At 67.4% G+C, this 12935-nt stretch carries 11 protein-coding genes; 8 read left to right on the top strand and 3 right to left on the bottom strand.

Translation table 11 applies throughout. The annotated features are described in order from the left end of the window. The first annotated feature begins 14 nt into the window (after window positions 1-14). Window positions 15-1004, top strand: coding sequence for an ADP-glyceromanno-heptose 6-epimerase (rfaD, locus tag GGD82_RS00055; RefSeq protein WP_150060788.1), 990 nt, complete (start codon window positions 15-17; stop codon window positions 1002-1004). 37 nt (window positions 1005-1041) lie between these two features. On the opposite strand, the gene fghA is transcribed toward rfaD, so the two are convergent. Beyond that, entirely contained in the window at window positions 1042-1884 is an 843-nt protein-coding gene (fghA, locus tag GGD82_RS00050) for an S-formylglutathione hydrolase (RefSeq protein ID WP_150060789.1), read from the bottom strand. Window positions 1885-2260: 376 nt separating this feature from the next. Between fghA and GGD82_RS00045 the strand changes: the two genes are divergently transcribed. The 3 genes from GGD82_RS00045 (at window position 2261) to gshB (ending at window position 5463) form a co-directional block, all read left to right on the top strand. After that, window positions 2261-3796, top strand: a complete 1536-nt coding sequence (locus tag GGD82_RS00045) for a DegQ family serine endoprotease (RefSeq protein WP_246163683.1) — start codon at window positions 2261-2263, stop codon at window positions 3794-3796. A 131-nt stretch (window positions 3797-3927) separates the two neighbouring features. Next, complete coding sequence (locus tag GGD82_RS00040) at window positions 3928-4428, top strand: DNA polymerase III subunit chi (RefSeq protein ID WP_150060790.1); 501 nt, start codon at window positions 3928-3930, stop codon at window positions 4426-4428. Window positions 4429-4482: 54 nt separating this feature from the next. After that, the gene (gene gshB, locus GGD82_RS00035; RefSeq protein ID WP_150060791.1) at window positions 4483-5463 is read left to right on the top strand and encodes a glutathione synthase; all 981 of its coding nucleotides are present in this window, start codon (window positions 4483-4485) and stop codon (window positions 5461-5463) included. Here the strand turns inward: gshB and GGD82_RS00030 are convergent. Beyond that, window positions 5432-6007: a hypothetical protein gene (locus tag GGD82_RS00030; RefSeq protein WP_150060792.1), complete on the bottom strand. Its 576-nt coding sequence runs from the start codon at window positions 6005-6007 to the stop codon at window positions 5432-5434. The two genes, gshB and GGD82_RS00030, sit on opposite strands and share 32 nt — an antisense overlap. Window positions 6008-6416: 409 nt before the next feature. Here GGD82_RS00030 and GGD82_RS00025 point away from each other — a divergent pair, with 409 nt between their 5' ends. Genes GGD82_RS00025 through aguB form a run of 3 tightly spaced genes read left to right on the top strand, consistent with a single transcriptional unit; the run spans window position 6417 to window position 8783 of the window. Next, window positions 6417-7379, top strand: a complete 963-nt coding sequence (locus tag GGD82_RS00025) for a homoserine kinase (protein ID WP_150060840.1) — start codon at window positions 6417-6419, stop codon at window positions 7377-7379. 4 nt (window positions 7380-7383) lie between these two features. Then, entirely contained in the window at window positions 7384-7872 is a 489-nt protein-coding gene (gene rnhA / locus GGD82_RS00020; RefSeq protein WP_150060793.1) for a ribonuclease HI, read from the top strand. 29 nt (window positions 7873-7901) lie between these two features. Next, entirely contained in the window at window positions 7902-8783 is an 882-nt protein-coding gene (gene aguB / locus GGD82_RS00015; RefSeq protein ID WP_150060794.1) for an N-carbamoylputrescine amidase, read from the top strand. A gap of 9 nt (window positions 8784-8792) precedes the next feature. Here aguB and GGD82_RS00010 read toward each other — a convergent pair whose 3' ends face one another. After that, window positions 8793-9833 (bottom strand): NAD-dependent epimerase, encoded by a 1041-nt coding sequence (locus GGD82_RS00010; RefSeq protein WP_150060795.1) that lies wholly within the window; start codon window positions 9831-9833, stop codon window positions 8793-8795. A 173-nt stretch (window positions 9834-10006) separates the two neighbouring features. Here GGD82_RS00010 and GGD82_RS00005 point away from each other — a divergent pair, with 173 nt between their 5' ends. After that, window positions 10007-12082: a hypothetical protein gene (locus GGD82_RS00005; protein ID WP_150060796.1), complete on the top strand. Its 2076-nt coding sequence runs from the start codon at window positions 10007-10009 to the stop codon at window positions 12080-12082. Window positions 12083-12935 lie beyond the last annotated feature (853 nt).

Below are 12935 nucleotides of genomic sequence, written 5' to 3'. Positions count from 1 at the left end.
GGCCTTGTAACCGGATGTATATCGTCACCGGCGGTGCCGGATTCATCGGGTCGAACATCGTTGCGGGCATGGAGGCCCGGGGCCTTGGTCCCATCGTGGTCTCCGACCGGCTGCGTGACGGCAACAAGTGGCGCAACATCGCCGGCCGGGCGGTGCACGATATCGTGCAGCCAGAGGATCTGCCCGACTATCTGGATCACCATCGTGGCGCCATCGAGGCGATCATCCACATGGGGGCGATCTCGGCCACGACCGAGACCGATGTCGACCGAATCCTCGCCAACAACTTCCGCCTGTCGGTCGACCTTTGGCGCTGGTGCGCCCGGCATCAGACACGCCTGCTGTACGCGAGTTCGGCCGCGACCTACGGCGACGGAACGGCCGGGTTCGAGGATGACTTTTCCCTCGACGCCATGTCACGGCTGCGGCCGTTGAACCCCTACGGCTGGTCGAAGCATCTGTTCGACCTGCGCATCCGCAACGACATCAACGCCGGGCGCGCGGCGCCACCACAATGGGTCGGCCTGAAGTTCTTCAATGTCTACGGCCCAAACGAATACCACAAGACCGGTCAGATGAGCGTGGTCGCGCAGGTCCACCCTGTGGCCCGCCAGGGCGAGGCTTTCCCCTTGTTCCGGTCGCATCGGCCGGACGTGCCGGACGGCGGCCAGTCGCGCGACTTTATCTGGGTTGGGGACGTGGTGGACGTGGTGTTGTGGCTGCTGGCCTCGCGCAAGGTCAGTGGGCTGTTCAACCTGGGCACGGGTCAGGCACGCAGCTTCCTGGACCTCGCCTCCGCGGTCTACCGCACGCTCGGTCGAGAGCCGGCCATCGCATGGCGCGATACGCCGGAGGCCATACGCGACAAGTACCAGTACTTCACCCAGGCGGACATGACCCGCTTGCGTGCCGCCGGCTACAATCAACCCTTTACATCGCTCGAAGATGGCGTGGATCGTTACGTCCAGGGATATCTGGAACACACTGACAATCCCTATCGGTAACGCCCCACACCCCCTCAACCGGCAAGAACGCCCGCCCTCAGATCGCCAGAAGACGGGCGTGGTGCGCGATGTGTTCACCCATGAACGTCGCCATGAAATAGTAGCTGTGGTCGTAGCCCGGCTGCATACGCAGCGTCACCGGCACACCGGCGGTCTGGGCGGCCTCGACGAACAGCTCAGGCGTGAGCTGGGTCCCCAGAAAGGTATCGGCGTCGCCCTGATCGATAAGGATGGGGGTCCGCCAATCCGAATCGGCGACCAGCGCCGTGGCGTCGTAATTGGCCCAGGCCGCGCGGTCCTCACCAAGGTAGCCCGTGAACGCCTTCTCGCCCCAGGGCACGCGGGACGGCGCGACGATGGGCGCGAACGCCGACACCGACCGATACCGGGCCGGATGGCGCAGCGCCAGCACCAGCGCGCCATGCCCACCCATCGAGTGGCCAAAAATACCCTGTCGCGTCATATCGACCGAAAAGTGTTCCCCGATCACCACGGGCAGTTCCTCGGTGATATAGCTGTGCATGCGGTAATGGCGCGACCATGGCTCCTGCGTGGCATCCACATAGAATCCAGCGCCACTGCCGAAGTCGTAGGTGTCGTGCTCGCCCGGCAGATCCAGCCCGCGCGGGCTCGTATCGGGCGCAACCACCACCAAACCGTGTTGAGCCGCATAACGCTGCGCGCCCGCCTTGGTCGTGAAGTTCTCCTCGGTGCAGGTCAGGCCAGAGAGCCACCACAGCACGGGCACGGGCCCCGCCCCCGTGGCGGCCTGAGGCGGGCGATACACCGAGAACTGCATGGGGGTCCCCGTCACCGTGGACTCATGGCGATACACGCCCTGCACGCCGCCGCAGCACCGGTTTTCAGAGAGAGTTTCCATGGTCGCGTTCCCTTCGATCCGTCAAGGGGTTGCCGCCAAGCCCGACGGGCTGCTTGATACGAGAGCCTGCGCGAGACCAGCCAAGGTTTCCAGACCCTGACGGAGATTTCATGCAAACTCCCTGAATTTGCCGCATTTCTCCCCCGAATTAGTAGCCGGTTCATGGTCGGGCCGGTCGCCGGGCGACGCGCGACGCACCACCCTCTGCACCAGAGTGGTTTCCCGCATTCGCTTGATCGGGCCCACTGTGCGGCCTACATCAGCGGCGGGCGACGTCTCGTGCCCGGCTCCGGCCGACCACCGACATGGACCAGGGATCCGAGGCCGGTACGCCGTCCCGGGTGCCCGGCCTCAAAGCATACCGGGAGGTATCCTCGTGTCTCGCTTCATACAGAAGTCAACCCCCGCCCGGGCCGCCGCCGCGCCCCACACACAACGTGCGGTGGCGGTCTGGACGGTCAGTGTCCTTGTGGCGCTGGCAGTCCTGCTGTCGTCGATCGCCGCGCCGGTTGCAGCCCAGGCCCGCCCGGCGCCGGACAGCTTCGCCGACATGGCTGCGCGTCTGCTGCCGGCGGTCGTCAATATTTCCACCACACAGACGGTCGACGCCGAGCATGCACCGTCCGTCCCGAATTTTCCGGAGGGCTCGCCCTTCCGCGATTTCTTTGACGAGTTCTTCGATCGCCACGGCGGCCGCCCGACCCCAGGTCCCCGTCAGGCCACCTCGCTGGGCTCCGGATTCATCGTCGACCAATCCGGTTACATTGTAACGAACAACCACGTCATCGCCGACGCCGACGAGGTCACGGTCACGCTCAGCGACGACACCGCCCTGAAGGCCGAGATCGTCGGGCGCGACACCAAGACCGATATCGCCTTGCTTAAGGTCGACTCCGACACGCCACTGCCGGCCGTGGGCTGGGGTGACTCCGACGCCTCGCGTGTCGGCGACTGGGTGATGGCGATCGGCAACCCGTTCGGCCTTGGAGGATCGGTCACCGCCGGCATCATTTCGGCGCGAGCCCGGGACATCCAGGCCGGCCCGTACGACAACTTCATTCAGACCGATGCCGCGATCAACCGGGGCAACTCGGGCGGCCCGCTGTTCGACATGGACGGCGACGTGATCGGCATCAACACCGCGATCTTCAGCCCCTCCGGCGGCAGCATCGGCATCGGCTTCGCCGTTCCGGCCAACTTGGCAAAGCAGGTCATCCACGATCTGAAGGAATACGGCCGGACCCGGCGCGGCTGGCTGGGCGTGCGCATCCAGAGCGTGACGCCAGAAATCGCCGAAAGCCTCGGCCTGGACAGCGCGCATGGCGCCCTGGTGGCCTCGGTGACCGAGGGCGGCCCGGCGCGGGACGCCGGCGTGATCGCGGGTGACGTCATCCTGTCGTTCAACGACCGCGCCATCGATGAAATGCGCCAACTGCCGCGCATCGTCGCCGAGACCGAGGTTGGGTCGACGGTGCCGGTCGAGGTTTGGCGCGACGGCTCCAAGCAGACGGTCGAGGTGAAGCTCGGCGAACTGGAAGAAGCCGAGGAGTCGGGCCTGCTGGCCTCCGACCCGTCGCAGCCCGGCGGGCCCGGCGGCGCGGCGCCCGAAAGCACCGGCGTGCAGGTGCTGGGTCTAACCATCCGCTCGGTCACGGCAGAGCTCGCCAGTGAGTTCGACCTGCCCGAGGACACCACCGGCGTGGTCATTACCGACGTCAACGCCGACACCGACGCCGCCCGCAAGGGGTTGCGCCCCGGCCATGTCATCGTCGAGGTCAACCAGCGGCCGGTGAGCACACCGGACGAGGTGCGCGACGCCCTGGACGCGGCGCGTGACAGCGGCCGGAGTTCGGTGCTTGTGATGGTGCAGCGGGACGGCTCCATGTCGTTCCTGGCTCTCAAGCTCGACTAAGAGCCGATCGTGATCGATCTGAGTCCTTCGTGTGATCCAGATCGATCACGTGACCCGGCACTGGTGCGGAGGCAGCCCTCCCGAGCGGCCCCGATCCCTCGCGGATCGGGGCGTTTGGAGTCCGAGACAGCATGACGCGGGTGGACTTTTATCATCTCCTCCAGTGGCCCCTGGAACGGGCCCTGCCCCGGCTTCTGACGCGCGCCTACCAGACGGAGGCGCGCGTGCTCGTGCTTGCGGGGTCGATGGACCGGGTCCGGGCGCTGAACTCCCTGCTATGGACGTTTGACGCCAACGCCTGGCTGCCGCACGGCTGCCGCGACGAGGGCTATGCCGAGCATCAGCCGATCTGGATCAGCGACCGGGAGGAGCGCCCCAACGGCGCCACCCTGGCCGTTCTGACCGAAGGCATGACGGTCACCGATGCCAGCGCCTGGGACCGCGTGCTGGACCTGTTCGACGGCCAGGATTCCGAGGCCGTGCAGGCGGCCCGCGACCGCTGGCGCACCGGCCGCGACGCCGGCCACGAATTGCATTACTGGCAGCAGAGCGACTCCGGCGGCTGGGTCGAGAAGGCCAGCGCCAAGCCGACACCCACGGCAACGTCCACGCCCGCCGGCGAGTCGGGATGACAGCCGCGCCCGGCCCCGCTACGATCCCGCCCCCACCTCCGGAGATCCCCGCCCATGTCCCTGTCCGTCGCCATCCAGATGGACCCGATCGACACCATCAACATCGAGGCCGACAGCACCTTCGTGCTCGCCCTGGAAGCCCAGGCGCGCGGCCATCGCCTGTGGCACTACGGCCCTCGTGACCTGAGTTTCCGCGACGGCCGGGTGATGGCGCGGGCACGCCCGCTCACCGTGCGCAGGGTGGCGGGGGATCATTTCACGCTCGGCCCGGACGAGGGTCTCGACCTGTCGACGGTGGACGTGGTGCTGATGCGTCAGGACCCGCCGTTCGACATGAGCTACATCACGGCGACGCACCTTCTGGATCACATTCATCCGGACACGCTGGTGGTCAACACCCCGAGCGAGGTGCGCAACGCCCCGGAAAAGCTGTTCGTCTGCCGTTGGCCGGAGTTGATGCCGCCGACGCTCATCAGCGCGGACGTCGACGCGATCAAGGCGTTCCGGGAGGATCACAAGGACATCATCGTCAAGCCGCTGTTCGGCAACGGCGGCGCCGGCGTATTCCACCTCAAGCCCGGGGACGAGAACCTGGGCGCCCTACTGGAGATGTTCGGATCCATCTCGCGCGAGCCCCTGATGGTGCAGCGGTACCTGCCCGAGATCCGGGAGGGCGACAAGCGCATCATCCTGGTGGACGGCGAGGCCATGGGCGCCATCAACCGCATCCCCGCGGACGGCGAGGCGCGCTCCAACATGCACGTCGGCGGACGGCCCGTAGTCACCGATCTCAGCCCGCGCGACCGAGAGATCTGCGCCGCGATCGGGCCGGAGTTGCGGGACCGGGGCCTGATCTTCGTGGGCATCGACGTGATCGGCGGCTACCTGACGGAAATCAACGTGACCTCGCCCACCGGCCTTCAGGAGGTCGCACGCCTGGGCGGCCCGCGCCTGGAGGGGCCGCTGTGGGACGCGATCGAGCGACGCTGGACCGCCACCAGGGTTACGGCCGGGTCTGGCGCTGCGACCGGTTGAATTCCACCTGCTCCGGCGTGAGCTGGAAGCCGATGTAGATCGGGTAGTCTAGGGCGCTGTCGTCCGGATCCATGGGCACCTCGATGCTCAGTTCCTCGCCGACATAGCGCACCCGGTCCATGTTCGCCGGAAAGGCCAGGGTGCTCTCGAACACCTGCTTGCCACGCTCGTTGGGATAGAACCGGGGCAACGCGACGAAGTAGCGCAGCGTCTGTGTGCGCTCTGTCGCGGCCGGGCCCAGCGACGCCGTGATGTCCAGCGCCAGATCGACCGTGACCGTACCGTCATCGTCGTCGTACTGGCACTCGCCCCTATAGCCCGCCAGTTCGGCCTCAAGCTCCACATCCGTCAGGTCGCGCCCCGGACCGGGCCGGAACGCCGTCAGCGTCGCCGTCGTCGCCTCCAGGCGCACGGGCGGACACGGTCGTTGCTCGGCCTGCTCGAACGCACCGGAGCACCCCGCCAGAAGACCGGGAAGAAGACCGAGGACGAGAGGCGTCAGCCGGAACGGCACACGCGGTGAGACGGAGCGAGCAACAGCCATGGGGGCGATATCCGGAACCAGGGTCATAAGACGGAAACGGTGGGAACGGCCACGGGATGACACCCGTGGCGACGCGGTCGAGCCCGCACCCGGAACGGCGCCCGCCGACGGCCCCCACCGAGTGCCCCGACCAACGGCCCGGGGCACATCGAACGGGTGGCCTGGCGACGTCGGTTCGGTCTCGCGCATGGTGGCGGCCTCCCGGTCTGCGCGGGCTCGGGAACGGGATGGCCCGGGAGTGGCGTCCGGGCCGCGGATCGGCTACAACGCGCGGACACGATCGCCGAACTCGGTGCCCACCATAGCCGCCCCGTACGGCATCGTCTGCCCCGAAAATGCGGCGCCTGCGTGCCCTACGGCATGCCCAGTCATGCCCCCGTTTCCTCGCACCGGAGCCTGTGCCCGTCCCATGGCCGTTTACACGGAAGTCACCGACGGCGACCTCGACCGCTTCCTTGAGCAATACGACGTCGGCCGCGCGCTGTCCTGCAAGGGCATCGCCGAAGGCGTCGAGAACTCCAACTTTCTGGTGACGACCGACACGGGCCCGTTGATCCTCACCCTGTACGAAAAGCGCGTGGCGCGGGGCGATCTTCCGTTCTTCCTGGGCCTGATGGATCACCTCGCCAGCCGGGACATCCCCTGCCCCACCCCCATCCGGGGCCGCGACGGGGAAAGCCTGCGTGAACTCGCCGGCCGTCCCGCCGCGCTGATCGCCTTCCTGCCCGGCATGTGGCCGCGTCGGATCACGGCGCATCACTGCGACCGGTTGGGCACCGCGCTGGCGCACCTGCACGACGCCGGACGCGACTTCGCCATGACGCGGCGGAACACACTCGGCCTTGCAGACTGGCGGCCGCTGTTCGCCCAATGCGCCGACCACGCGGACCGTGTGCATCCGGGGCTCGCCGAGGAACTGGACACGGCCCTGCGCGATCTGGAGGCCCGGTTCCCGGACACGCTGCCGACCGGGGTGATCCACGCCGACCTCTTCCCCGACAACGTGTTCTTCCTGCGCGACGAGATCTCCGGGTTGATCGACTTCTATTTCGCCTGCACGGACTTCCTGACCTACGATCTGGCCGTCTGCGTGAACGCCTGGTGCTTCGAGTCGCGGGGGGAGTTCAACCTGACCAAGGCCCGCCGCCTGATGAGCGGCTACCGGGCCGCGCGCGACCTCAGCCCGGCCGAGATGGCGGCCCTGCCCGTGCTCGCGCAGGGCGCGGCGATCCGCTTCCTGCTGACACGCCTGTACGACTGGGTGAACACGCCCGAGGGCGCGCTGGTCCGACCCAAGGACCCACTCGAATACCTGCACAAGCTCCGGTTCCATCGCAGCGTCGAGGACCCGCGCGCCTATGGGCTGGAGTGATCGCATGGCCGAGGATACCCCCCCGACGACCGCGACACACGCGACGAATGAGGTCACCCTTGTCACCGATGGTGCTTGCTCGGGCAACCCGGGGCCGGGCGGCTGGGGCGCGTTGCTGATCTATCGCGGACAGGAGCGTGAACTGTCCGGTGGCGAACGCCGGACGACCAACAACCGCATGGAACTGATGGCCGTGATCGCGGGCCTGGAGAGCTTGAAACGGCCCTGTCCCGTGCGCATCGTCACCGACAGCCAGTATGTGATGAAGGGCATCACGGAATGGATCGCCGGGTGGAAGCGCAAGGGCTGGAAGACGGCTGCCAAGACCCCGGTCAAGAACGAGGACCTGTGGCGCCGGCTCGACGCCGCGCTGGCACCGCATCAGGTGCGATGGGAATGGGTGCGCGGCCACGCCGGCCATCCCGAGAACGAGCGCGTCGATGCCCTGGCCCGCGCCGCCGCCAAGGCGGCGGTGACCGCCGGGTCGTCCTGACCATCCAACCCTGAACGCGGGGAGGTCCCATGCGCAGCCTGACCGTCGCCGCCACGCAGATGGCCTGCTCCGAGGACCCGGCCGCCAACCTGGACCGCGCCGAGGCGTTGGTCCGTGACGCGGCGGCACGCGGCGCGAGGCTGATCCTGCTCCAGGAGCTGTTCGAAACGCCCTATTTCTGCAAGGACCAGGATATGGGCTGGTTCAGCCGGGCGCGTCCGGTAACCGACAACCCTGTGATTGCGCGTTTTGCCGCCCTGGCCGCCGAGTTGGGTGTCGTGCTGCCCCTGTCCTTTTTCGAGCGGGCCAACAGCACCTACTACAACAGCCTCGTGATGATCGACGCCGACGGCACCGTCGGCGCGACCTACCGCAAGAGCCACATCCCCCAAGGTCCCGGCTACGAGGAGAAGTTCTACTTCAGCCCCGGCGACACCGGGTTCCGGGTCTGGGACACCGCCGTGGGGCGCATCGGCGCTGCCATCTGCTGGGACCAGTGGTTCCCGGAAGCCGCGCGTGCCTGCGCCCTGATGGGAGCGGAGGTCATGCTCTACCCCACCGCCATCGGCAGCGAACCGACCGCGCCGGACCTGGACACGCTGCCGCACTGGCGCCGCGCGATGCAGGGCCACGCCGCCAGCAATATCCTGCCCGTGGTGGCCTCCAACCGCATCGGCGCGGAAGCCGGCCCGACCTGTTCGGTCACGTTCTACGGCGGATCGTTCATCACCGACCACACCGGCGCCCTGCTGGCGGAGGCCGATCGGGTGAGCGAAACCGTCCTGACCGCAACGCTCGACCTGGAGGCGATCGCACCGTTCCGCGCCGGCTGGGGCCTGTTGCGCGACCGCCGGCCGGAGCTGTACGGCCCGCTCTTGACCCTGGACGGCCGCACACGGGCCCCGGGCTGAGCGGGCGCGCTATCCGGCGGCCCGGGGGTCGCCGTAGAAGCTCAGATACCACTCCACGAACCGGCGCACACCGACCGCGACCGGCGTCGAGGGCGCGTACCCAATGGCGTCGCTCAGGTCGCTGACGTCGGCCCAGGTGCCTGGCACGTCGCCCGGCTGCATCGGCAGCATCTCCTTGATGGCCTCCACGCCAAGCGCCGCCTCCAGCTCCGCAATGTAGTCCATCAGCGGCACGGGCTGCCCGTTGCCGATGTTGTGGACCGCGAACGGCGCCACCGGACTGCACGCCGGATCCAGCGGCTGCGGCACCTCCGTGCTCCCGGCCGTCTCCGGGCGCGGCGCGGGCGGATGCGCCGCCACGCCCAGGATCCCCGTAACGATGTCGTCGATGTAGGTAAAGTCCCGGGCCATCTGCCCGTTGTTGAACACCGTGATCGGCTCCCCCGCCAGCATGGCGCGGGTGAACTTGAACAGGGCCATGTCGGGCCGGCCCCACGGGCCGTACACGGTGAAGAACCGAAGGCCCGTCATCGGCACGCCGTAGAGATGCGCATAAGAGTGCGCCATGGCCTCGTTGGCGCGCTTTGTCGCGGCATACAGGGTCATGGGATGATCGGCGCCGTGGTGCGGACTGAACGGCTGGACGGTGTTGGCCCCGTAGACCGAACTGGTCGACGCGAAGACCACATGCTCCGGCCGATGGAGGCGCGCGGCCTCCAGGATAGTGAAAAACCCGAGCAGATTGCTGTCCACGTACGCCCGGGGATTCTCCAGGCTGTAGCGCACGCCGGCCTGGGCGGCGAGATGGACCACCAGCCGGGGCCGGTGTTCGGCCATCACCGCAAGCACCCGATCGGTCTCCGTCAGGTCCATCCGGACCTCGGTGAAGCCGGCGTGCTCCCGCAACCGGGCCGCCCGCGCCTCCTTCAAGCCGACGTCGTAGTAGGCGTTGAAGTTGTCGAGTCCCACCACCGCCTCACCTTGGGCGAGCAGCGCGCCGGCCACATGATATCCGATAAATCCGGCCGCGCCGGTTACCAGAACCGTCATATTGGTGTCCGCCTTCCTGTCGTGCTTGTGGGGTCCAGGCGCACCCTAACGCCTCGCCGCGCCGCGCGCCATGCCGGACCCGCGCAGACGTCCGATAAGCCTCTGGGCGGGCGGCCCCACCAGCCCCATGTGAAACGGGTGCCGCGCTCGCGCCGAAAAGGATCCGACCGCCAATGACCGAGTTGACCGACATTGTCCTGTCGCCGCTGGTCCCGCCCGCCCTGCTCTGGATCCTGTCGGGCGGCCTGCTCGCCCTGACCATCGTGTCGGTGGCACGGCGGGCACGCGGCGCCTGGGTGCGCCTGCTGCCCGGGGCTATCCTGCTCGCCGCGCTGGCGAATCCGCAGTGGATGGTCGAGCGCCGCGAACCGCTGAACGACGTCGCGGTGATCGCCGTGGACGAGAGCTTTTCCAACGGCCTCAGCGATCGGCCGGAGCGCACACACGCGGCGCTGGAACACCTCCAGGCCGTTCTGGAGACACAACCTCGGCTCGACGTGCGGGTGGTGCCGGTGCCGGACGGCGGCGCCAACCAGGGCACCCGGCTGATGGGCGCGGTCACGCGGGCGCTGGCCGACGTGCCGCCCGGCCGGCGCGCGGGCGTCATCGCGTTGACGGACGGGCGCGTGCACGACGCCGGGGTGGCCTCGGCCGCCAACCTGGACGCTCCGTTTCACGTCCTCCTGACCGGCGCGCGCGACGAACGCGATCGCCGCCTGGTGGTGGACGCCGCGCCCGGCTACGGGCTCGTCGGGCGCAGCGTTAAGACGACGGTCCGCCTGGAGGATCCCGCGCTTCCCGGCGGCACCCCCGTTCCTGTCGCCGTCACGCGCGATGGCCAGCCGGACGGCACCATCACCCTGCCCGCCAATCGGCGCGAAACCGTCGCCCTGCCGCTGGAGCACGCGGGCGACAACGTCTTCGAACTGTCGGCCGAAGCCGCCCCCGACGAGTTGACTCCCGTCAACAACGGTGCGGCGCTGACGGTCAACGGCGTGCGCGACCGCCTGCGCGTGCTGCTGATCTCGGGCGAGCCGCACGCCGGGGAGCGTGTCTGGCGCAACCTGTTGAAGGCCGACCCAAACGTTGATCTGGTCCACTTCACCATCCTGCGGCCACCGCACAAGGACGACGCCACGCCGTTGCGGGAACTCGCCCTAATCGCCTTCCCCATCCGGGAGCTGTTCGAGGAGCAGCTTCAGAACTTCGACCTCATCATCTTCGACCGCTACAGCCGGCGCGGTCTGGTGCCGCTGCACTACCTGACCAACGTGGCCGACTATGTCCGCGAAGGTGGCGCGCTGCTGCTGGCCGCAGGCCCCGAGTTCAACGACCCGATCAGCCTGTACGACAGCGCGCTGGCCGACGTCTTGCCGGTCTCCCTGCCCCGCACCGCCATCGAGCGCCCGTTCATTCCGCATCCAACGGCGGACGGCCGCCGCCACCCCGTCACCGCCGCGTTGCCCGGCCTGACCGATGGGCCGGGCGGCGCCCCCTCGTGGGGACCCTGGGCACGCCTGATCGAGGTGCAGCCCACCGGCGGGCGGACCTTGCTGGCGGGCGCGGCGGACCGGCCGCTGCTGCTGCTGTCGCGCAGCGGTGAAGGCCGCGTGGGTCTGCTGTTGAGCGATTCGGCGTGGCTGTGGGCGAAGGGCTTCGAGGGCGGCGGGCCGCAGGCCGAACTGCTCCGCCGCACCGCGCATTGGCTTATGAAGGAGCCGGAACTGGAGGAGGACGCCCTGCGCGGCCGCATGGTCGGTGACCGGTTGGAGATCACCCGCCGGGGCATGGACCCCGCCGCCATGCCCGACAGCGTGACCGTGACCGGCCCGCGTGGGGCGGAGACGACGCTGCCGCTGCTCGACCAGGGCGACGGCCGGGCGCTGGCGACGCTCACCGCCGACGCGCCGGGCGTCTACACCATCACCGACGGCACCCTGACCACGGTCGCGGTCGCCGGCACGCCGAACCCGCTGGAAACCGCCGCCGTCACGGCGACGGACGAGCCGCTGCGCGCCCTCGCGGAGGGCACCGGCGGCGGCGTCACGTGGCTGTCGGAGGACGGGATGCCGGCCGTGCGCCGCGTGCTGGAAAGCCAGAGCGCCAGCGGCTCCGGCTGGATCGGCCTGCGCGACAACCGGGCATTCCGGGTGCAGGGCGTGGACCAGACCAGCCTGATGCCGGTGTGGCTGGCCCTCCTGACCATCCTGGGCGGCCTCGGCTGGGCCTGGTGGCGCGAGGGGCGGTAGAGTGAAGCAACAACACTCCCGACAATTGCCAGACCATCACCCAATATGATAGCCCTACTCTCAGAAAATAATCCTGTCTGCGAGGAAGACATGAAAGAGTACGAGGAGTTTTACGTTTACTGGAGTGGCCCACATGAACTTCAGTACGATGAAGAAGCGGAGGCCTACAGCATAAAATCGACACCCATTGACTTAGACGGCTCGTTAATTGTTTACGCAATTTATGGTCAACACCCAGTATTTGGTCGAGACTCGTTACTGTACATAGGCCAAACCAAGAACCTAAATTTGCGGAGCGTGGATCATTTCAAAAAACGTGGACGTTTTTGGTATCAAATCTCACCAAGCATTCACATTGGGAGCGTATGCGACGAAAATGAAAACCCTATAACGAACCAATCAATCCTAAGTGATGTCGAGGAAATACTAATAGCGAGCCATGTTCCGCCAATGAACGCAAGAACAATTAATTGCCCGAACATAAAATGCAAGGATAAATTAGTATACAATTTTTGGAACAGGGGCCAGCTTCTTCCTATTTGTTCCGGATACTGGTTCGACTACACCGATACCGGCAAATAATAGCATCCATTCCGCCGCCCTCCGGCTGAACCGAAAGCAGTACGCGCAATTCGCCCCTTCATGAGTGCGCCACCGTACATTTTCCGGCCGGTCCAGCCCGCCCTACGGCGCAACACACTCTCCCTCTTCCTCCCCCCAAATCTGGGGGGAGGAAGAGGGACGGCCGTTAGACGCCCTGAGCAACCGGAAACATTGGTAACGTTTTGGACCGATGACATAGGTAACACTTTTTGCCTCTGATCACCGCCTGGACCCGGGTCTGGATCGCGGT

Origin of the sequence: Roseospira marina (assembly GCF_014197855.1) — a bacterium.
Taxonomy (GTDB): domain Bacteria; phylum Pseudomonadota; class Alphaproteobacteria; order Rhodospirillales; family Rhodospirillaceae; genus Rhodospira; species Rhodospira marina.
This window is presented reverse-complemented; position numbering and strand designations above follow the sequence as displayed.

What these genes read in the sequence shown, in the direction of transcription:
- rfaD (WP_150060788.1), top strand. Translation starts at nt 15, where the DNA reads ATGTATATCGTCACCGGCGGTGCCGGATTCATCGGGTCGAACATCGTT.
- fghA (WP_150060789.1), bottom strand. Translation starts at nt 1,884, where the DNA reads ATGGAAACTCTCTCTGAAAACCGGTGCTGCGGCGGCGTGCAGGGCGTG.
- GGD82_RS00040 (WP_150060790.1), top strand. Translation starts at nt 3,928, where the DNA reads ATGACGCGGGTGGACTTTTATCATCTCCTCCAGTGGCCCCTGGAACGG.
- gshB (WP_150060791.1), top strand. Translation starts at nt 4,483, where the DNA reads ATGTCCCTGTCCGTCGCCATCCAGATGGACCCGATCGACACCATCAAC.
- GGD82_RS00030 (WP_150060792.1), bottom strand. Translation starts at nt 6,007, where the DNA reads ATGGCTGTTGCTCGCTCCGTCTCACCGCGTGTGCCGTTCCGGCTGACG.
- GGD82_RS00025 (WP_150060840.1), top strand. Translation starts at nt 6,417, where the DNA reads ATGGCCGTTTACACGGAAGTCACCGACGGCGACCTCGACCGCTTCCTT.
- rnhA (WP_150060793.1), top strand. Translation starts at nt 7,384, where the DNA reads ATGGCCGAGGATACCCCCCCGACGACCGCGACACACGCGACGAATGAG.
- aguB (WP_150060794.1), top strand. Translation starts at nt 7,902, where the DNA reads ATGCGCAGCCTGACCGTCGCCGCCACGCAGATGGCCTGCTCCGAGGAC.
- GGD82_RS00010 (WP_150060795.1), bottom strand. Translation starts at nt 9,833, where the DNA reads ATGACGGTTCTGGTAACCGGCGCGGCCGGATTTATCGGATATCATGTG.
- GGD82_RS00005 (WP_150060796.1), top strand. Translation starts at nt 10,007, where the DNA reads ATGACCGAGTTGACCGACATTGTCCTGTCGCCGCTGGTCCCGCCCGCC.